Below are 17,801 nucleotides of genomic sequence, written 5' to 3' on the forward strand. Positions count from 1 at the left end.
TTAATTTTTATAGTTACTTTTTTGTGCGTGCTATACTTTTTGGTATAATTCTTCGATTGCCGCTGAAATGGCTTCATACGTTTTGATCGGGTGAGCCACAGCCCCTGTAATCGCTTCAACAGTTCCGCCCGGATCTGTGATCATATCCCATAGTCCTACGACCGCGTCTTTCCCGGAATCATAAAGGCCGACGGCAACCCCTTTGAAGCCTGCTTCAAGCTCATGCGTGTTTTCAATCTGGGTGAAGTATCTCTGCTGTTCTGCTGTCAGATTTTCATAGCCGATCGTTTTTGCCATTTCGTAGAATTCATCGGCATCTGCATAATCGTAGTTTTTCAGTCTTTCTTTCAGTTTCTCAATCTCGCGTTCCTTCGCTTCCTCTTTCTTAATCTTCAAGTAAGCCTCAGCCCGCTTTTCAATGTCGTCTTTTTTCTTATGTATGTCACTCTCACGGTACGCCTTGGCGTTGTAGTGGATGGGTGTGGCGTTTTTGCCTTTGCCCGTTGCTTCTTGGAGCTTTTGGAAGTCGGATTTGATAAATTGTTCGTTCGGTTCTGACAGGGCGTATTCTGTTTTCAGGTCTTCGTCCAAGGCGTCCAATTTTTCCAGTTTTTTTTTGCGTTTGTCGTTGGCATCTGCCAGCTCGTCTTTGAAGGTTTCTGTTGAAAACAGGTCGAGCGGGAGGATGTCGTCGATATCGTTCAGGATGTCTTTCATCGCTTTTTTCTGTTCGGACATGATGGATTTTGATTTTTTATTGGCATTTGCCAGTTCGTGCTCCAGGAAGGATTCTTCGATGTATGCGTCTGAGAGGCCTTTGTCCTCGGCGGCTCCGGCGATGCTGTTGAAAAATGCGATTTTCATGTCGATGTAGTCGATCCATTGGTCGGTGACGCCGAAGTGGTCGTGATAGAAGGCTTTGATGTTGCTGGCGCCTTTTCCTGAAAATTCGCTGTCACTGAGATCAGCTACGCTTTTTAACGCTTTTCTCAAATTTACCATTTGCGTTCTTAGTTCTTTATACTCTTTTGCACGGTCTGTCGCTTCCGAAAGCAGTGTTTTCGCTTCAAATACTTTCATGACCATTTCCCTTCTTTTGTTCACTCAATATCAAAATTTTACCACGGGGTGGGATGAGGGTGGGGTGAGAACGTGTTTTGGTGGAAAAATGAGTCATTTGGCATGTGTCTAAGTACACGGTTTTGATATGATGATGATAGATCAATTAAAAGGGGAAGAGCTCATTTGGATAAAGATTTCTTAATCATAAAGATCAAGGATATTCAAAAAGGCGACACGCTAACGAACCGCGCCTGCGGGAACTGGGATATGAAATTGTCCAGAGCAAAAGAATGTAAACTGGCAATTGTTGTTCGGAGCGGTGTGATTTTAAATGTTTACAAGATCGTTGACGCTTGGGAATCAGATGAACCCGCCAAGCTCACTAAAACGAATAATAGAGTTCGGTTTCAATTGGCAGAGTGCCGTGACTATTCTTATATGATTGGCGGTACGCTGAAAACGAAAACGCAAAATCCGGTTTCGAGTCTATCCTTAGAAACCTTAATGGAACTAGTAAAATAAAAGGAGCCCGGCATGTATCTCTATAAAGTAAACAGCCAAAACCAAATCGAAGATATTCGCGAGAAACCGTTTAAAAAAGAAAAAGAGATTCAGGATTTATGTGAAATCAATCTTCAGCGGATGTTGGGGCTCAGGTTTGTGAAATCTGAATTCAGGATCAGCAATTTCCGCATTGATACGTTAGCGTTTGATGATGAGACAAATGCTTTCGTGATTATCGAGTATAAAAATACGAAAAACTTCAGTGTTGTTGACCAGGGCTACGCCTACTTAGCGGCAATGCTCAATCATAAAGCAGATTTCATTCTTGAGTACAATGAGAATCATGATCTTCCGTTAAAGCGGGATGATGTGGATTGGTCGCAGTCGAAGGTCATTTTTATTTCACCTGTTTTTACGGTGTATCAAAAGCAATCCATCCATTTTAAAGACCTGCCAATTGAATTATGGGAGATTAAAAGGTACGAAAATGATCTGATCCAGTTGAATCAAATGAAGGCTGATGGCGTCTCCGAGTCGATTAAGACCATTTCGCAGCAAAGTGAGACCATTCAAGAGGTTAGCAAAGAAATAAAAGTGTTTACTGAAGAGGATCACCTTGCAGATAAGCCGTTTGACATCATAGAGCTTTATCAGAAGCTAAAGGAATTCATTTTTAATTTGGACGATCATATTTCAATCAAACCGACCAAGCTTTATATTGCGTTTACATCTAGTAAGCGAAACTTCGTTGATATTCTACTTTTAAAAAGCGGACTTAAGGTGTGGGTGAATATGAAAAAGGGAGAATTGCATGATCCCGAGGAGAAAATGCGCGATGTCTCTGAGACCGGTCACTGGGGAAATGGAGACTATGAGATTTTCATAAAAGATGACGAACACATTGAATATATTATGGGGTTGATCAAACAATCCTATGAGAAAAATAAGTGAGAACTTCCATTGAGAAGTTCTTTTTTATTGTGGCATAGCTAAAGAAGAATTCATTTCAGTCTCTTTCTGCCTATGTAAAAATCAAATGTACAAACCTACAAAAGACCTATAAAATAAGAAAGCTACCATGAGAGAGCAGAAGGGTGAGAAGAGACAATGAGTTATAAATTGGGTGCGCTGCTTTTATCTATTTTATTCCTATTATCGGCGTGTTCTGATAGCGGAGCTTCTGATAAGGATCAGGAAAAGCAAGCAGTGAAGAAAGCGAGCGTTGCGATGCTGACGGAGCAGGAAGTAAAATCAGCTTTGAAAAACGATATAGATTCGATCTTCAATGCATTTGATAAAGCGGGAACAGAAAACGGCTGGAGCACGGCGAATAAGGCTGATTTCAGCAAGCTGCGGCCTAGTCTGTTGCCTTATGCAACAGAGACGTTTGCAGATCAGACCTTAAAGGATTTGGCTGGGGAGTACTTTTGCGAGTGTGATGCTCCTTTTCAACCCGGCACTGATTTTGATGTGCGTTTTACATATGAACAGAACAAGAATAAGATAGATTCTACATCAATAGATCCGGCAACAGAATTAAACAACATGGGCACGTTATGGACGTTTGAATTGGTGAAGGAAGATGGCGATTGGAAGATCAACAAATGGGACAGCAAGTCGCTTCAAGGGGATGATATCAAGCTGACAAAAGAAGAAGCGAAAACGATTCTGTCTAGAAACGGTGAAACGGCGGAATTTGTGAAGTCCTATGAATCGAAGGCTGCCGGCGGAACAGCTTATCTTTTCAATGTGAAAAGTTCAAATGGGGAAAGACAGGCGGCGATCAGCTCAAAGGATACCAGTATAGTGAGTGATAATGAAGACGAGACTGAGGCTCCGGAGCAAGAAAAAGTTCAAACGGCTGAGGAAACCGAGTCATCAGATAACGCGGATACACAGAGCAGTGAGCAGGAAAAGAGAAACACAAAAGCAGATTATGCTGCCAAATTGTCAGCGACAGAACAGAAAGAAAAGCACAATGACTATCAAAGTGATTATCAGATGATTGAGGATTACGGTTACAATTATCAAATGTGGGACGGATTGCTGAACGAGATATACGGCGTGCTGCAAAAACAGCTTCCTGCTTCAGACATGGCGGCATTAAAAGTGAAACAGCGCCAATGGATAAAGGATAGGGATGCTGCGGCCCAGAAACGATATGATGAGGAGGGCGGCGGTTCATTATCCCGAGTCGTCCAAACGGAAGAGCTTGCCAAACAGACGAAAGAGCGCTGTTACGAGCTCGTGAATACGTATATGAAATAAGATTGATATGGACCCTTGCATAAAGGGTTCTTTTTTACGAAGAAAAACAAATTGACAGGATGAAAAAACAATTTCTTCCTTCTTTGTTGTTTTCAAAATTTGGGATTGATAGAATATGACATATCTCATAGAGAAGGAGGGAAGCCGTTGAGTCAAGCCATACCGTCTTCGCGTGTAGGTGTTAAGATTAATGAATGGTATAAAATGATTCGCCAGTTCAGTGTTCCGGATGCTGAGATTCTGAAAGCGGAGGTGGAGCAGGACATTCAGCAGATGGAAGAAGACCAGGATTTACTGATCTATTATTCTCTGATGTGTTTTCGTCACCAGCTGATGCTGGATTATTTGGAGCCGGGAAAAACATACGGGAATCGCCCTACAGTGACAGAGCTTCTTGAAACGATTGAGACCCCTCAGAAAAAACTCACAGGCCTTTTGAAATACTACTCTTTGTTTTTCCGCGGCATGTATGAATTTGATCAAAAAGAATATGTGGAAGCGATCGGGTATTATCGCGAGGCGGAGAAAGAACTGCCGTTTGTGTCAGATGAAATTGAGAAAGCGGAATTCCATTTTAAAGTGGCCGAAGCGTATTATCACATGAAGCAAACCCATGTGTCGATGCATCATATTCTTCAAGCCTTAGACATTTATCAAAAAAATCCCCTATACAGCATTAGAACGATACAAAGCTTGTTTGTGATCGCCGGCAACTATGATGATTTCAAACATTATGATAAAGCGCTCCCGCATTTAGAGACGGCGCTGGAATTGGCAATGGACATTCAAAATGACAGGTTTATCGCCATTTCTCTATTGAACATCGCGAACAGCTATGACAGATCAGGAGACGATCAGATGGCTGTAGAACATTTCCAAAAAGCGGCGAAAGTAAGCAGAGAGAAAGTGCCTGATCTGCTTCCGAAAGTCTTGTTTGGATTAAGCTGGACATTATGTAAAGCGGGCCAAACACAGAAGGCGTTTCAGTTCATAGAGGAAGGATTAGACCATATCACAGCACGTTCTCACAAATTTTATAAAGAATTGTTTCTGTTCTTGCAGGCCGTGTACAAGGAGACTGTTGATGAACGAAAAATTCATGATCTTTTAAGCTATTTCGAAAAAAAGAACCTGCACGCTTACATTGAAGCATGTGCCCGGAGTGCTGCCGCTGTTTTTGAAAGCAGCTGTCACTTTGAACAAGCAGCTGCGTTTTATCGGAAAGTGCTGAAAGCCCAAGAAGATATTCTAAAAGGAGAGTGTTTATATGCCTATTAAGAAAAAAGTGATGATGTGTCTGGCTGTTACTCTAGTTTTCGGAAGCATGTCGTTTCCAACCCTGACAAACTCCGGTGGATTTAAGGAATCGACAGATCGAAATACGACGTATATCGATCATTCCCCTTACAAACTTAGTGATCAGAAGAAAGCCCTTAGCTAGGGCTTTTTCTTGCTTTACGGAAGACGTTCCATTTTCCACATCGCGGCATTCCTTCTATTTCTAACGCAAGACACTCGAAACAACCAAACCATTTGAGGTATAATGGATAAAGTGAATAACAGTATTTAGATTGATATATATGAAAGAGAGTGGAACATCATGGGCCGTAAGTGGAACAATATTAAAGAGAAGAAGGCGTCTAAGGACGCAAATACGAGTCGGATTTATGCGAAGTTTGGCCGTGAGATTTATGTGGCGGCGAAACAGGGCGAGCCTGATCCGGAATCCAACCAGGCGCTGAAGGTTGTGCTTGAGCGTGCGAAGACTTACAGCGTGCCGAAAAACATCATTGAACGTGCGATCGAGAAGGCGAAGGGCGGAGCGGAAGAGAATTACGATGAGCTTCGTTATGAGGGCTTCGGGCCGAACGGATCAATGATTATCGTTGATGCGCTGACGAATAATGTAAACCGTACGGCGCCGGAAGTGCGTGCGGCGTTCGGGAAAAACGGCGGAAACATGGGTGTGAGCGGATCTGTTGCTTACATGTTTGACGCGACGGCTGTAATCGGTGTGGAAGGCAAAACGGCTGACGAAGCGCTTGAAATCCTGATGGAAGCGGATGTTGATGTACGTGACATTTTAGAAGAGGATGACAGCGCGATCGTGTATGCCGAGCCTGATCAATTCCATGCGGTGCAAGAGGCGTTTAAAAACGCGGGTGTCGAGGAATTTACAGTAGCGGAGCTGACAATGCTTGCGCAAAGTGAAGTAACGCTTCCGGATGATGCAAAGGAACAGTTTGAAAAATTGATTGATGCATTAGAAGATTTGGAAGATGTTCAGCAGGTATATCATAACGTTGATTTAGGTGAGTAAGGAGTGAGCAGGCTGTTATGGCCTGCTTTTTTTGTCCCGGAAATTGTTTTAGCTGTATGTAGGCGGCCGCCTATACGATCTATAAGATATTCTCATACTCTGGACTGTAACCTATGTGAAGGAGAGAGTAAATATGACTGATACAAGACATATGTATGGCGGACCTGGTTTTGGTCATTATCAGGGCTTTGGTATTGGCCACCCGGGCTATGGCATGCAAAGCACAGGCTATCCGGGCTATGGCATGTATGGAGGCCACCCGGGCTATGGCATGCAAGGCTACCCAGATCACGGCATACATGGAGGAGTCGGCGGCTATCCGGGATATGGTGGGTACGGCGGTTACCCAAGCGGCGGCTATGGAGGCTCTCCGGGAACTGGAAGCTATCCGAGCATGCACCATGAAAATGATGGCCATCACCACTATTATCACCATCATCATGATGGAAAAGATAATCTTCATCACCATCATCACCATGTTGGAAAGGATAATCATCACCACCATCATGATGGTCATTATGGCCACCATCATCACCATATGGGCCACTGGGGAAAAGACGGTTATAAATAAAGAAGATGATGATAAAAAGAGGACACTCTTGCAGATCAAGAGTGTTTTTTTAGCTTTTTTCTTGACTGTTCAGTCTGGAAAATGGTAACATTTGTTTCAGGAGGTGATCATTTTTTGGGGAGGAATAAAGAATTTGATACGGCGCTTGTTCTTCACAGGGCGATAGAGGTTTTTGGAGAGTATGGCTACGAAGGAACGTCTCTTCAGGATCTGCTCTCTCATTTAGGCATTGCGCGCCAAAGTTTGTATGATACGTATGGAACGAAGCGTGATTTGTTTTTGTCCGCTGTGAAATCGTATCTTGAAGGGAAAAACGCTGCCGTTATGGAAAGGCTTGAAGCGCCAGGATCTGTAAAGGAAGCCATTCGTGATATTTTTCAGGAGGGTGTCAATGCCCTGAGGGATCCGGAACGGGCGAAGGCGTGCTACATTATTAACAGCGCGATTGAACAGATCCCGCATGACCCTGAGCTTGCCCGGTATTTTGAAAGACAATCCAAGCAGCTTGAGGACGCTTTTTATCACGGGCTTTTAAGAGCGAAGGATCAAGGAGAATTGAATGGCGAAGATACTGATATATCTGCGCTTGCTCGGTACCTGAATCAAAGCAGGCTGTCACTGACATTTGTTGCGAAAGTGACGGCTGATATGGATCGGCTTCAGGACCATGTTGACGTGAGTTTATCAGTGCTTGATTAACATGTGGTAAAGAATTCTTTGCCCATGTATGTACTTTTTGGACTGAATAGTCTAGAAATAAAAATGAGGTGATGATGAATGTTGATGAATGAGTTTGAAAAAGCATGTGAAACATTGAGAAAGTTTATGGCTTATTTGCTTGAGAAGGACATGAAGAGCTGGGTGGAGCTTTGGGATGAGAATGCTGTATTTGAGTTTCCTTATGCGCCGGAGGGATCACCAAAAAGAATAGAAGGAAAAGCGGCCATTTACGATTATATTAAGGATTATCCTAAGCAGATCCATCTTTCTTCATTTACCGCTCCGACAGTGTACCGTTCAGCAGATACGAATACGATGATTGCGGAGTTTCAATGTGACGGCCATGTGGTTGAGACTGGGCTGCCTTATCGCCAAAGCTATATCAGTGTCATCGAAACGAGAGATGGCCGCATTGTGCGTTATAAGGATTATTGGAATCCGCTTGTTGTAAAAGAGGCCTTTGGAGGATCATTTTTGCAAACAGAGGAGAGTGGAAAACGATGAAACAGAATCCGATTTTAATCACAGGCGGGACTGGCACAACCGGCAGCCGAATCGCCAGCCGTTTAATAGAGCTGGGGCACAGGGTGCGTATTGCGAGCCGGAAAAAGGGCGCGCTTGCTGATGCTGAGTATGTGTATTTTAATTGGAAGGACGCCTCCAGTTTTACGCCTGCTCTGGAACAGGTAAAACAGATCTATCTTGTTGCTCCGGTCGGTGTATTTGATCCGGCTCCCTATGTGCTCCCCTTTTTAAAGGAGGCAAAGCGTCTCGGTGCAAAGCGTGTAGTGATGCTAAGTGCGTCTGTTGTCCCTGAGAATGGCCCCGTGTTTGGCGCGATTCATCAGGCAGTGCGCGAATTTCCCGAATGGACGGTGCTGCGGCCTTCATACTTTATGCAAAATTTCATCAATGTCCAGCATCGAATGTCGATTCAAACTGAGGGGCGCATCATCACGGCTTCGGGTGAGGGAAAGCTAGGATTCATTGATGCTGATGACATTGCAGAAACAGCCGTGCGTGCTTTGACTGATGCCGTCCCTCATCAGACACATCATATCCTGACAGGACCTGAGGCGCTCAGCTATGCCGAAGCGGCAGAGATTATCGGTGCTGCGGCGGGACGCCGGGTGGAGCATGTCAGCATTTCTCGTTCCGAGCTGCAGAATCGGATGGAGGCAGCTGGTTTGCCGGCTGATTATGCGGGATTTATGGCGGGGCTTGATGAGGCAATCAGCCATGGTGCGGAACATCGGGTAACGGATACAGTGAAGCGTGTGACGGGAAAAGAACCTCGTTCACTGTCAGAGTTTGCGGCTGCTCATGCTGTGTATTGGAAACACTGATCTCATTTTGGACTAAGTAGTCTAGAAAGACCTTCGGCGCTTCCGAAGGTCTTCTTATTGAAAAAGCTAAGTCGTGTTTCAGTCATAATCATGCCTCCTGCCTCATACCTATTAAGGTCATTGTTTTTGAGAAAGGAGGAGTCGGAATGAAGGATATGCAGCCGTTTACGCCTGTCAAATCATATACGCCCTTTCACAGCCGTTTTGATCCCTGTCCGCCCATAGGGAAGAAATATTACAGAACGCCCCCTAACCTTTATATGACCTTTCAGCCTGAGCATATGGAGCAGTTTTCGCCGATGGAGGCTTTGAGGAAAGGCACCCTTTGGAAGGATCTCTATGATTTTTATGAAAACCCTTATCGAGGGGGAGACGCACATGGCAAAAAAGGTTGACGCCGAATATTATCGTCAGCTTGAGCAAATACAGGCTGCTGATTTTGTGCTTGTTGAGCTGAGTCTTTATTTAAATACACATCCTCATGATGAAGATGCGCTGAAGCAATTCAATCAATATTCCGGCTATTCAAGGCACTTAAAAAGACAGTTCGAATCCTCTTACGGACCGCTTCTGCAGTTCGGCAACAGCCCCGCGGGCAAGGATTGGGATTGGGGAAAAGGGCCATGGCCGTGGCAAGTATAAGGAGGAATGCCTGAATGTGGGTGTATGAAAAGAAGCTGCAATACCCTGTCAAGGTCAGTACGTGCAACCCGACGCTGGCGAAGTATTTGATTGAGCAGTATGGCGGAGCGGACGGCGAGCTGGCCGCGGCTCTCCGGTATTTGAACCAGCGTTATACGATTCCTGATAAGGTCATCGGCCTTTTAACAGATATCGGCACGGAGGAGTTTGCCCATTTGGAAATGATTGCGACCATGGTCTATAAGTTAACGAAAGACGCCACACCGGAGCAACTGCGTGAAGCTGGGCTTGGCGATCATTACGTCAATCACGACAGCGCGCTTTTTTATCATAATGCGGCGGGCGTGCCGTTTACCGCGAGCTATATCCAAGCGAAGGGCGATCCGATTGCCGATTTATACGAAGATATTGCCGCAGAAGAAAAGGCGCGGGCGACGTATCAATGGCTGATTGATATTTCGGATGATCCTGATTTAAACGATTCCCTGCGTTTTTTGCGTGAGCGTGAAATCGTACACTCTATGCGCTTCAGAGAAGCGGTTGAAATTTTAAAAGAAGAACGGGATAAAAAGAAGATTTTCTAATAGGCAGATTGGCCTCTCTTTCATACACCCTTTTACATACAGAGAAAATGGTCTGTTTTTGCAGTTTGGTCTGCATTATAATCAAGGTGTGTGTGCAAGCTTACTTTTTGATTGGGAGGCCTTTATGTCAGCTTTTAAGATTGAGAACGAAACGATTGCAGATGGATTTTACGCGTGTCCGGCCGTCTATGAGGATGCAGAATCGATTACCGGGTTGCTCGTCCGAACAGCTGAATGGCTCCGGGATCGGGGTTCTAACCAATGGAGCGGACTTCTGAAAGGGCAAGATATACATGATATCACGGGGTCAATTGAAAAGGGACATGTGTTTGTGTTTAAAAAAGATGAAGAGCTTGCGGCTGTCGTGATGCTGCTGCCTGAACCGAGCGAGTGGGACCGGACGCTTTGGGGAGACGATGGGCATGAGGAGTCCATTTATTTACACCGCCTCGCAGTAAGCCGCCGGTTTGCGGGACAAGGGCTAGGAGCCTGCGTCCTTCAGTGGGCGGAGACGGGCATACACTTTCCGGAAAAAACGCGGATCCGGCTTGACTGTGTCGCTGATAGCGACGCCCTGCATTCCTTTTATCGGCGTATGGGATATGAATTCATGGGTGCTGATGCGTCCGGATATCATTTGTTTGAGAAAGAGATTACGGCAGAATAAGCGTCCTTTGCAGGGGGCTTTTTTGTCTTTTTCTAAAAGGGAGGCAGGCGATGTGTGGCCAATATTATCTGTGACAGGGATTGTGACGGCTTGTCTGTTTGCTGGCGTATCCGTTTTGATGCGGATGAGATTTCCTGACAAAAGTCGGCCGGAATGGATGTTGGCCGGGCTGATCGTCCTTGGTGTGTTTGCGATCTGGTACAGCCTCGTGTATGTACGCGGCTGGGAAGGGGCTACGCTCGGAATGCTTGGATTCAATGTCATTTTCGGAGCCATTGCCGGATATTTGATCGATAAGGCCATCCGGCGTTACAGGAAAAGATAAGGCTGCTGCCGTCTCTCATCATGTCGAAATTTTCACAGACCGGCAGGAATTTTCTTTCGAAAGGAGAAATACATATTACTTTAAAATGAAAGCGTTTTCCAAAGCGGGAAGGTGATGTTGATGATACACAGTGTGACAAATGGGCTGAATCGTTTTTGTACGTGGGTGATGAGACTGGCCTATTTGAATGTGCTTTGGATTTTGTTTTCTCTTGCAGGCCTGGTTGTGTTTGGGCTGATGCCCGCTACTGCCGCGATGTTTACAGTGGCGAGAGAATGGGCGAAGGGGAATACAGATGCCCCGGTGTTTTCTGTCTTTTTTCGGACGTTTAAAAAGGAATGGCGGGCATCACAGATCCTCGGGCTTATCGTTGTGACGGCTGCCCTGTTTCTGTTTGCGGATATGCGGATAGCGGCTCAGATGGACCAGCCTGTGCTCGTCAATGTATTCGTGAGCATTAGTTTGATTTTCGCGTTTGTTGTGCTGTATGTGTTCCCGGTATTTTCTCATTTTGACGTAAAAATCAGAGAGGTGCTGAGCATCAGCTTTTTCATTGCCTTCAGCCGTCCGGCGGTGACGCTTTTAATGGCGGCGGGCGCTGTCGGTGTGCTTTGTCTCGTTCTGTTTCATGTCACGTTTCTATTGTTTTTCAGCGGGAGTTTACTCAGCCTGATCTTAACGAAGCTGTCCTTTAAAGCATTTCGGTCAATGGATCAGCGGCAGGAGAAAGAACAGGCGGCATGAAGAAAAGAGTTGCTGGCTGGTACAGGCGGATGAAGATTAAGGATAAGCTGTTTGTGTTTCTATCGTTGATTATGGCCGTATCCTTTCTGTTTGTATACAGCGGGGTCCAGTATGCCTTTCATGTGTATGATGAGCAGATTTACCGCAAGTCCTCGGAGGTGCTTCGGATGTCTTCTGAAAGGATCGAAGACGAGCTGAAGAAGATAGAGGATGTGTCATATGAAATCATTACAGACGAACAGATTCAGCGCATCCTGAGCATGCAAAATCGGGATGATACGTATGATCAATATCAAATGAAGCAGGAGCTGTGGGATCAGCTTGCGGGATATGCCAGCGATGAAAAGTACATCGATTCCATTCATGTGATTGATGCCCGCGGCTCAGAGTATTCAGCCGGAAGCAGTTCTTCAGATCTTTTGAAGCAGGAGCAGGAAGAGGTATTTAAGCGAGCGAAAGCGAAAAATGGAAGAAATCTTTGGATGACGCTCGGCGGGTCAGATCCTGTCCTGATTTCAGCACGGCAGATCAGGTCCTATCACCAGCTGAGTCTGAACGGCTTGGGCATGGTGCTGATCCAAGTCAATGTAAAACAGATGATTCGTGATGTGCCGAAGGATTGGGGCGATTCAGTCGGAGACATTATGATTGCTGACCAAGGCGGTAATTTGGTGTATACGGCACATGCATCAGCGCATGTTCCTGAGGCAGCAAAAGAGACGCTGAAGCACCCCGGTTATGACTTGATAAAAAAGAATGACAAACGTTACTTTATTTCTTACCTTCAATCATCCTACCAAAATTGGAGCTACTATAACGTTATCCCCTTTGATCAGATGTTCGCGAAAATTTCCTTTATGAAAACAGTGATTGGCACATGCTTTCTCCTCTTTTTCTGTGTGGTTTTGCTTTTCGGAAGGAAAATCGCCAACAGCATCACGGAGCCGATTGAACAGCTTGTGACCGCGATGAAATCGGTGCAGCACAGCGGCATTGAAGCAGGTGTGTCGCTTTCTCTGCCGGAACATACACAGGATGAGGCCGGCATGCTGAACCGCCATTTTACTGTCATGATGAAACGGATTAATGAGCTGATGGAAGAAAATGTGGAAAAACAGCTCATTATTAAAGAAACCGAATTGAAAGCACTGCAAGCCCAGATCAATCCGCATTTTTTATATAACACGCTCGAGTCCATCAATTGGCTGGCTAAGGCGAATCAGCAAAAGCAAATCTCAAAAATGGTGGAATCGCTCGGTTTTCTTCTGCGAAACAGCATACATATGAAAAAGGATATCGTGACCATTCAGGATGAGGCGGACATTGTACGTCACTATATGACCATTCAGCGATTTCGATTTGAAGAGCGCCTGAATTTCACGTTGGATATTGACGATGAGGTGAAGCATTGCCTCATTCCGAAACTGACGCTCCAGCCGCTTGCGGAAAATGCGATTCAATACGCGCTTGAACCCTTTACAAGGCCATGCGCCATCCGGATTCAGGCCAAAAAGGCGAAGGGCTGTGTCTGTATTACGGTCGAAGATAACGGCCCTGGCATGGATGGACGGATTCTTGAATCAACGGGCGGAAGAGGAATCGGACTTTGGAATATTCGCGAGCGCATCAGCCTGACATTCGGAGAGCCATACGGATTGCGGATTCATAGTGAGCATGAAAAGGGGACGAGGATTGTGATCACAATACCGTGCCGAAATGAGGTGGTGTGATGTATAAAATACTGCTGGCTGATGATGAGAGGATTATCCTTGATGGAATGGCGGGAATCATTGAGTGGGAGTCGCTTGGCGCCTCATTGATCGGTAAAGCGCAGAACGGACATGAAGCATATGAAAAGATTGTACATAAGCAGCCGCATATCGTCATCACAGATGTCAAAATGCCCGGCATGGACGGGCTTGAGCTGATCAAAAAGGTGTCAGCCGTCAGCCCGTCGGTGCAATTTATCGTCCTGTCCGGGTTTGGAGAGTTTGAGTACGCAAAGGAAGCCATGAAATATGGGGTGAAGCATTATTTGCTGAAACCCTGCAATGAACAGCAGATTATCAGCTCGCTGGAGGAAATCATTGCTGAGCTGAAGCGGCAAGATGTGCACAAAAAGAAAACAGCCCATCTAAAACACGAGCTCGACCATATTCGTTCCTTTGCAGCCGATCAATACTTGGAAGGCTTGATCGCCGGTGTGGTCCAGCTTTCTCCGCCGCCTTCACTTGCCGGAAAAAAGATCCGCCTCTTGATCTTAAAAGGGGAACAATCTATTGATGCTGTAGCCAGAGAGGCACTCGGATCGGCACTGACAGCAGTTTGCAGCAGCGGAGAATGGACCGTACTCGCCGTAGAGGAGAACGCCGCTGAAAAGGTGGAGGAGGTTTTTGCGGACCGCAAGCTGGTCATCAGTCAGGCGGGAGAACTCCGGCACGCGGGGCAGCTGTTTCGGGACACAGCTGAAGCGTCTGGTGACCTGCATGGGAGCGCAGTGATTTCGAAAATGATCAGGCTTATTGCCGACGAGCTCGGAAATCCGAATCTGTCCTTAAAATGGGCGGCGAAGGATATGTTGTTTATGAATCCTGATTATCTCGGGAAGTTATTTAAGCAGGAAACAGGCGAGAAATTTTCCCAATATGTTACACGAGTGCGTCTTGAACATGCGATGAAACAGATGAAAATGAGGCGGGACGCGAGTGTATCAGAAATTGCTGAAGAAATCGGGTTTGGCGATAATCCGAAGTATTTCAGTCTTGTTTTTAAAAAATATACCGGTCTGACACCGTCAGAATTCAGAAGAAAACAGGGAGGCGCTTCCGCAGGATAGCCATCTCTGTTTTTTTGACTTTCGCCACTGTTTTTTGAGTGTTTCGCCCTATCCGAACGCTTTAAAATAAAATGTAAGCACTTACATTAAAGGGGGGATTGGTTTGAAGAAGATTTATTACGTGCTGTTATCCCTTGTCTGCGTCTTTTTTTTCAGCGGATGTTCAGCGGGTGAAGAGGCCTCGGGAAAAAAAGAAGACGTTACACTCAGAATCGCGTGGTGGGGTGGGCAGCCAAGGCATGATTATACAACAAAGGTAATTGAACTTTACGAGAAAAAGAATCCGCACGTCCATATTGAAGCGGAATTTGCGAACTGGGATGACTACTGGAAAAAGCTCGCGCCCATGTCTGCCGCCGGCCAGCTTCCGGATGTCATTCAAATGGATACCGCTTACTTAGCCCAATACGGAAAGAAGAACCAGCTGGAGCATTTAACGCCGTATACAAAGGATGGAACGATTGACGTCAGTTCAATCGACGAGAATATGCTGTCGGGCGGAAAAATCGACAATAAGCTTTATGGATTTACGCTAGGTGTCAACGTGCTGTCTGTGATTGCCAATGAAGATTTGCTGAAAAAAGCCGGTGTGTCTATCAATCAGGAAAACTGGACGTGGGAGGATTACGAGAAGCTGGCGTATGATCTTCAGGAAAAAGCCGGTGTCTACGGTTCCAACGGAATGCATCCGCCTGATATTTTCTTCCCTTATTATTTGCGCACAAAGGGTGAGCGCTTTTATAAAGAAGACGGCACTGGCCTCGCGTATCAAGATGATCAGCTGTTTGTCGATTACTTTGAACGGCAGCTGAGGCTGGTGAAAGCGAAAACGTCCCCAACACCTGATGAAAGCGCACAGATTAAAGGGATGGAAGACGATTTTATCGTCAAAGGCAAGTCAGCGATTACATGGAACTACTCCAATCAATATTTGGGCTTTGCCCGGCTGACAGACTCGCCGCTGTCTCTCTATCTGCCGCCGGAGCAAATGAAGGAAAAGGCGCTGACATTGAAGCCGAGTATGCTGTTTTCCATTCCGAAAAGCTCTGAGCATAAAAAAGAGGCAGCGAAATTTATTAATTTCTTCGTGAATAATGAGGAAGCGAACCAGCTGATTAAAGGCGAGCGAGGCGTTCCAGTCTCCGACAAGGTGGCGGATGCGATTAAACCGAAGCTGAATGAGGAAGAAACCAACATCGTGGAGTATGTAGAAACCGCGTCAAAAAACATCAGCAAAGCCGATCCGCCAGAGCCTGTGGGAAGCGCGGAGGTCATCAAGCTGCTGAAGGATACGTCAGATCAGATTCTGTATCAGAAGGTATCGCCGGAAAAAGCCGCCAAAACGTTCCGGAAAAAGGCCAATGAGATATTAGAGAGGAATAATTGACGGGAAATGGGGCTGACGCAATGAAAAAAAGCCGGAGTATAAGAAAAGACAATCTGGCGGGATATGCTTTTATTTCTCCGTTTATCATCGGGTTCCTATGCTTTACGGTGATTCCGATGGGGGCGTCCCTGTTTCTGTCCTTCACGAGCTATGACTTGTTTACGGCGCCGAAATGGATCGGGCTCGACAACTTTAAGGAAATGTTTACGGGTGACGAAAAGTATTGGCAGTCTCTGAAGGTGACGTTTACGTATGTGCTTGCCGGGGTTCCGCTCCGCCTCGGCTTCGCGCTTTTTATCGCTGTCATTTTAAACAATGCAGCAAAAGGAACGGCCATTTACAGAACGCTCTTTTATCTGCCTTCGATCATCGGCGGGAGCGTCGCCGTGGCGATTATGTGGCGCAATATTTTTGGCAATGACGGGGTCATCAATGCGCTGCTGTTTTTTGTCGGGATTGATCAAAAAATTCTTTGGTACCAGAATCCGACAAGTGCGCTGTGGACATTGATTCTGCTGTCCGTCTGGCAGTTCGGGTCGTCAATGCTGATTTTTCTGGCCGGGCTGAAAAACATTCCGTCTTCGTATTTGGAAGCGGCAAGTGTGGATGGGGCAAATCGGGTGCAGCGTTTCTTCAAGATCACGCTTCCGATTCTTACACCGATTATTTTCTTTAACCTAGTGATGCAGACGATTTCTGCTTTTATGACATTTACACCTGCCTATATCATTTCGAAGGGCGAGGGCGGGCCGCTTGACGGGACACTTCTCTATTCGCTCTATTTGTTCCAGCGTGCGTTTAACTATTTTCAAATGGGCTACGCATCGGCGATGGCGTGGGTCATGCTTGTCATTGTCGGGCTGATTACGCTCATATTGTTTAAAACATCGTCATATTGGGTTCATTACGAGTCAAAGGAGGAATGACGGATGGAGCCGGTCAACGAGCCTGTCAGAAAAGCCCCGGTTTTAGAAAGAAAAAAAGCCGGGCGCGTCAGTCCCAAACGCATACTGTTCCATGTTTTTACGGCAACGCTGGCGGTGTTTCTGCTGTACCCGGTCATTTGGCTGTTTGTCAGCTCGTTTAAAGAAAGCGCCAGTATTTTTACAACCTCACATTCTCTCATTCCCGACCCTTTTATTCTCAGTAACTATGCTGAAGGGTGGAAGGGTATCGCGGGACAGCCGTTTCTGACGTTTATTAAAAACTCGGCGATCATTGTCGGACTGTCAACAATCGGTGCCGTCCTGTCATCGGCTGTCATTGCGTACGGATTTGCGCGTATTCCGTTTAAGGGAAAAAAATTTTGGTTTGCGTGCATGATGGGGACGTTAATGCTGCCTCATGAAGTGTTGATGATTCCGCAGTATATTATATTTGCGAAATTAGACTGGCTGAATTCCTTTAAACCAATTGTCGTTCCGCAATTTTTCGGGCATGCGTTTTTTATCTTTCTGATGATCCAGTTTATCCGGACGATTCCCGAGGAGCTGGATGAAGCCGCGCGAATCGACGGATGCGGGCGCTTTGCCTGCTTTTGGCGAATCATTCTCCCGCTGATTGCCCCCGCGCTTGCGACGTCTGCGATTTTCTCCTTCTATTGGAAGTGGGAGGAGCTGATTCAGCCGCTTTTGTATTTGAATAAGCCGGAGCTTTACCCTGTTTCACTTGCGCTGAAGCTTTTTCTCGATACAGAGTCGGCTTCGAACTGGGGCGCGATGTTTGCCATGTCGGCCGTCTCGTTATTGCCTGTGATTCTTGTTTTCTTTTTGTTTCAGAAATATATCGTTCAGGGCATCAGTACGACCGGATTAAAATAAAAAGG

20 protein-coding genes and 2 pseudogenes are annotated in these 17,801 nt (G+C 45.9%); 21 read left to right on the plus strand and 1 reads right to left on the minus strand.

Features of this window, described 5'->3' with window-relative positions; genetic code table 11:
* Positions 1-36 precede the first annotated feature (36 nt).
* Positions 37-1,080 (minus strand): annotated as a pseudogene (locus MKX38_RS03685) (T7SS effector LXG polymorphic toxin); the annotation flags it as partial.
* A gap of 165 nt (positions 1,081-1,245) precedes the next feature.
* Here MKX38_RS03685 and MKX38_RS03690 point away from each other — a divergent pair.
* The 21 genes and pseudogenes from MKX38_RS03690 (at position 1,246) to MKX38_RS03790 (ending at position 17,796) form a co-directional block, all read left to right on the plus strand.
* Positions 1,246-1,584 (plus strand): hypothetical protein, encoded by a 339-nt coding sequence (locus MKX38_RS03690; protein WP_024571793.1) that lies wholly within the window; start codon positions 1,246-1,248, stop codon positions 1,582-1,584.
* Positions 1,585-1,596: 12 nt separating this feature from the next.
* Positions 1,597-2,517, plus strand: a complete 921-nt coding sequence (locus MKX38_RS03695; protein ID WP_024571794.1) for a DUF5655 domain-containing protein — start codon at positions 1,597-1,599, stop codon at positions 2,515-2,517.
* A 156-nt stretch (positions 2,518-2,673) separates the two neighbouring features.
* Positions 2,674-3,834, plus strand: a complete 1,161-nt coding sequence (locus MKX38_RS03700) for a lysozyme inhibitor LprI family protein (RefSeq protein WP_024571795.1) — start codon at positions 2,674-2,676, stop codon at positions 3,832-3,834.
* Between the two features lie 147 nt (positions 3,835-3,981).
* Positions 3,982-5,112, plus strand: coding sequence for a response regulator aspartate phosphatase RapH (gene rapH, locus MKX38_RS03705; RefSeq protein ID WP_339188650.1), 1,131 nt, complete (start codon positions 3,982-3,984; stop codon positions 5,110-5,112).
* A complete protein-coding gene (gene phrH, locus MKX38_RS03710) occupies positions 5,102-5,275 on the plus strand; it encodes a phosphatase RapH inhibitor PhrH (RefSeq protein WP_003242557.1) in 174 nt (57 codons plus the stop codon). Before rapH ends, phrH begins: the two co-directional genes overlap by 11 nt.
* A 159-nt stretch (positions 5,276-5,434) precedes the next feature.
* Positions 5,435-6,154, plus strand: a complete 720-nt coding sequence (locus MKX38_RS03715; protein ID WP_003242611.1) for a YebC/PmpR family DNA-binding transcriptional regulator — start codon at positions 5,435-5,437, stop codon at positions 6,152-6,154.
* A gap of 133 nt (positions 6,155-6,287) precedes the next feature.
* Positions 6,288-6,725, plus strand: coding sequence for a spore coat protein YeeK (yeeK, locus tag MKX38_RS03720; RefSeq protein ID WP_003244206.1), 438 nt, complete (start codon positions 6,288-6,290; stop codon positions 6,723-6,725).
* Positions 6,726-6,839: 114 nt separating this feature from the next.
* Positions 6,840-7,424: a TetR/AcrR family transcriptional regulator gene (locus MKX38_RS03725; protein ID WP_235120614.1), complete on the plus strand. Its 585-nt coding sequence runs from the start codon at positions 6,840-6,842 to the stop codon at positions 7,422-7,424.
* A gap of 78 nt (positions 7,425-7,502) precedes the next feature.
* Entirely contained in the window at positions 7,503-7,949 is a 447-nt protein-coding gene (locus tag MKX38_RS03730) for a nuclear transport factor 2 family protein (protein WP_339188653.1), read from the plus strand.
* Positions 7,946-8,811 (plus strand): annotated as a pseudogene (locus tag MKX38_RS03735) (NmrA family NAD(P)-binding protein). The gene MKX38_RS03730 and the pseudogene MKX38_RS03735 overlap by 4 nt, the downstream one beginning before the upstream one ends.
* Positions 8,812-8,937: 126 nt before the next feature.
* Positions 8,938-9,186, plus strand: coding sequence for a spore coat-associated protein CotJA (cotJA, locus tag MKX38_RS03740; RefSeq protein WP_003219489.1), 249 nt, complete (start codon positions 8,938-8,940; stop codon positions 9,184-9,186).
* The gene (gene cotJB, locus MKX38_RS03745; protein WP_003219491.1) at positions 9,170-9,433 is read left to right on the plus strand and encodes a spore coat protein CotJB; all 264 of its coding nucleotides are present in this window, start codon (positions 9,170-9,172) and stop codon (positions 9,431-9,433) included. The genes cotJA and cotJB overlap by 17 nt, the downstream gene beginning before the upstream one ends.
* Before the next feature lie 14 nt (positions 9,434-9,447).
* Positions 9,448-10,017, plus strand: coding sequence for a spore coat protein CotJC (gene cotJC, locus MKX38_RS03750; RefSeq protein ID WP_003233850.1), 570 nt, complete (start codon positions 9,448-9,450; stop codon positions 10,015-10,017).
* Positions 10,018-10,141: 124 nt separating this feature from the next.
* Entirely contained in the window at positions 10,142-10,684 is a 543-nt protein-coding gene (locus MKX38_RS03755; protein WP_339188656.1) for a GNAT family N-acetyltransferase, read from the plus strand.
* Between the two features lie 22 nt (positions 10,685-10,706).
* Entirely contained in the window at positions 10,707-11,009 is a 303-nt protein-coding gene (locus tag MKX38_RS03760) for a YesK-like family protein (protein ID WP_339188657.1), read from the plus strand.
* Positions 11,010-11,123: 114 nt separating this feature from the next.
* Entirely contained in the window at positions 11,124-11,753 is a 630-nt protein-coding gene (locus tag MKX38_RS03765) for a YesL family protein (RefSeq protein WP_339188659.1), read from the plus strand.
* Complete coding sequence (gene yesM / locus MKX38_RS03770; RefSeq protein WP_339188660.1) at positions 11,750-13,483, plus strand: two-component system sensor histidine kinase YesM; 1,734 nt, start codon at positions 11,750-11,752, stop codon at positions 13,481-13,483. The genes MKX38_RS03765 and yesM overlap by 4 nt, the downstream gene beginning before the upstream one ends.
* Positions 13,483-14,589 (plus strand): two-component system response regulator YesN, encoded by a 1,107-nt coding sequence (gene yesN / locus MKX38_RS03775; RefSeq protein ID WP_339188663.1) that lies wholly within the window; start codon positions 13,483-13,485, stop codon positions 14,587-14,589. Before yesM ends, yesN begins: the two co-directional genes overlap by 1 nt.
* 103 nt (positions 14,590-14,692) lie before the next feature.
* Positions 14,693-15,976 (plus strand): ABC transporter substrate-binding protein, encoded by a 1,284-nt coding sequence (locus MKX38_RS03780; protein WP_339188665.1) that lies wholly within the window; start codon positions 14,693-14,695, stop codon positions 15,974-15,976.
* Positions 15,973-16,902 carry a sugar ABC transporter permease gene (locus MKX38_RS03785; RefSeq protein WP_003233835.1) on the plus strand — a complete coding sequence of 310 codons (930 nt, stop codon included), beginning with the start codon at positions 15,973-15,975 and terminating at the stop codon, positions 16,900-16,902. Before MKX38_RS03780 ends, MKX38_RS03785 begins: the two co-directional genes overlap by 4 nt.
* Before the next feature lie 3 nt (positions 16,903-16,905).
* Complete coding sequence (locus MKX38_RS03790) at positions 16,906-17,796, plus strand: carbohydrate ABC transporter permease (protein ID WP_339188668.1); 891 nt, start codon at positions 16,906-16,908, stop codon at positions 17,794-17,796.
* The last annotated feature ends 5 nt before the right edge of the window (positions 17,797-17,801 follow it).

The sequence above is a fragment of the Bacillus sp. FSL M8-0025 genome (assembly GCF_037975475.1).
Classification (GTDB): Bacteria; Bacillota; Bacilli; order Bacillales; family Bacillaceae; genus Bacillus; species Bacillus subtilis.

Excerpts from the sequence above, each read along its gene's own strand:
- MKX38_RS03695 (WP_024571794.1), top strand. The coding sequence starts at position 1,597 with ATGTATCTCTATAAAGTAAACAGCCAAAACCAAATCGAAGATATTCGC.
- MKX38_RS03700 (WP_024571795.1), top strand. The coding sequence starts at position 2,674 with ATGAGTTATAAATTGGGTGCGCTGCTTTTATCTATTTTATTCCTATTA.
- phrH (WP_003242557.1), top strand. The coding sequence starts at position 5,102 with ATGCCTATTAAGAAAAAAGTGATGATGTGTCTGGCTGTTACTCTAGTT.
- MKX38_RS03715 (WP_003242611.1), top strand. The coding sequence starts at position 5,435 with ATGGGCCGTAAGTGGAACAATATTAAAGAGAAGAAGGCGTCTAAGGAC.
- yeeK (WP_003244206.1), top strand. The coding sequence starts at position 6,288 with ATGACTGATACAAGACATATGTATGGCGGACCTGGTTTTGGTCATTAT.
- MKX38_RS03730 (WP_339188653.1), top strand. The coding sequence starts at position 7,503 with ATGTTGATGAATGAGTTTGAAAAAGCATGTGAAACATTGAGAAAGTTT.
- cotJA (WP_003219489.1), top strand. The coding sequence starts at position 8,938 with ATGAAGGATATGCAGCCGTTTACGCCTGTCAAATCATATACGCCCTTT.
- cotJB (WP_003219491.1), top strand. The coding sequence starts at position 9,170 with ATGGCAAAAAAGGTTGACGCCGAATATTATCGTCAGCTTGAGCAAATA.
- cotJC (WP_003233850.1), top strand. The coding sequence starts at position 9,448 with ATGTGGGTGTATGAAAAGAAGCTGCAATACCCTGTCAAGGTCAGTACG.
- MKX38_RS03755 (WP_339188656.1), top strand. The coding sequence starts at position 10,142 with ATGTCAGCTTTTAAGATTGAGAACGAAACGATTGCAGATGGATTTTAC.
- MKX38_RS03765 (WP_339188659.1), top strand. The coding sequence starts at position 11,124 with ATGTTGATGATACACAGTGTGACAAATGGGCTGAATCGTTTTTGTACG.
- yesM (WP_339188660.1), top strand. The coding sequence starts at position 11,750 with ATGAAGAAAAGAGTTGCTGGCTGGTACAGGCGGATGAAGATTAAGGAT.
- yesN (WP_339188663.1), top strand. The coding sequence starts at position 13,483 with ATGTATAAAATACTGCTGGCTGATGATGAGAGGATTATCCTTGATGGA.
- MKX38_RS03790 (WP_339188668.1), top strand. The coding sequence starts at position 16,906 with ATGGAGCCGGTCAACGAGCCTGTCAGAAAAGCCCCGGTTTTAGAAAGA.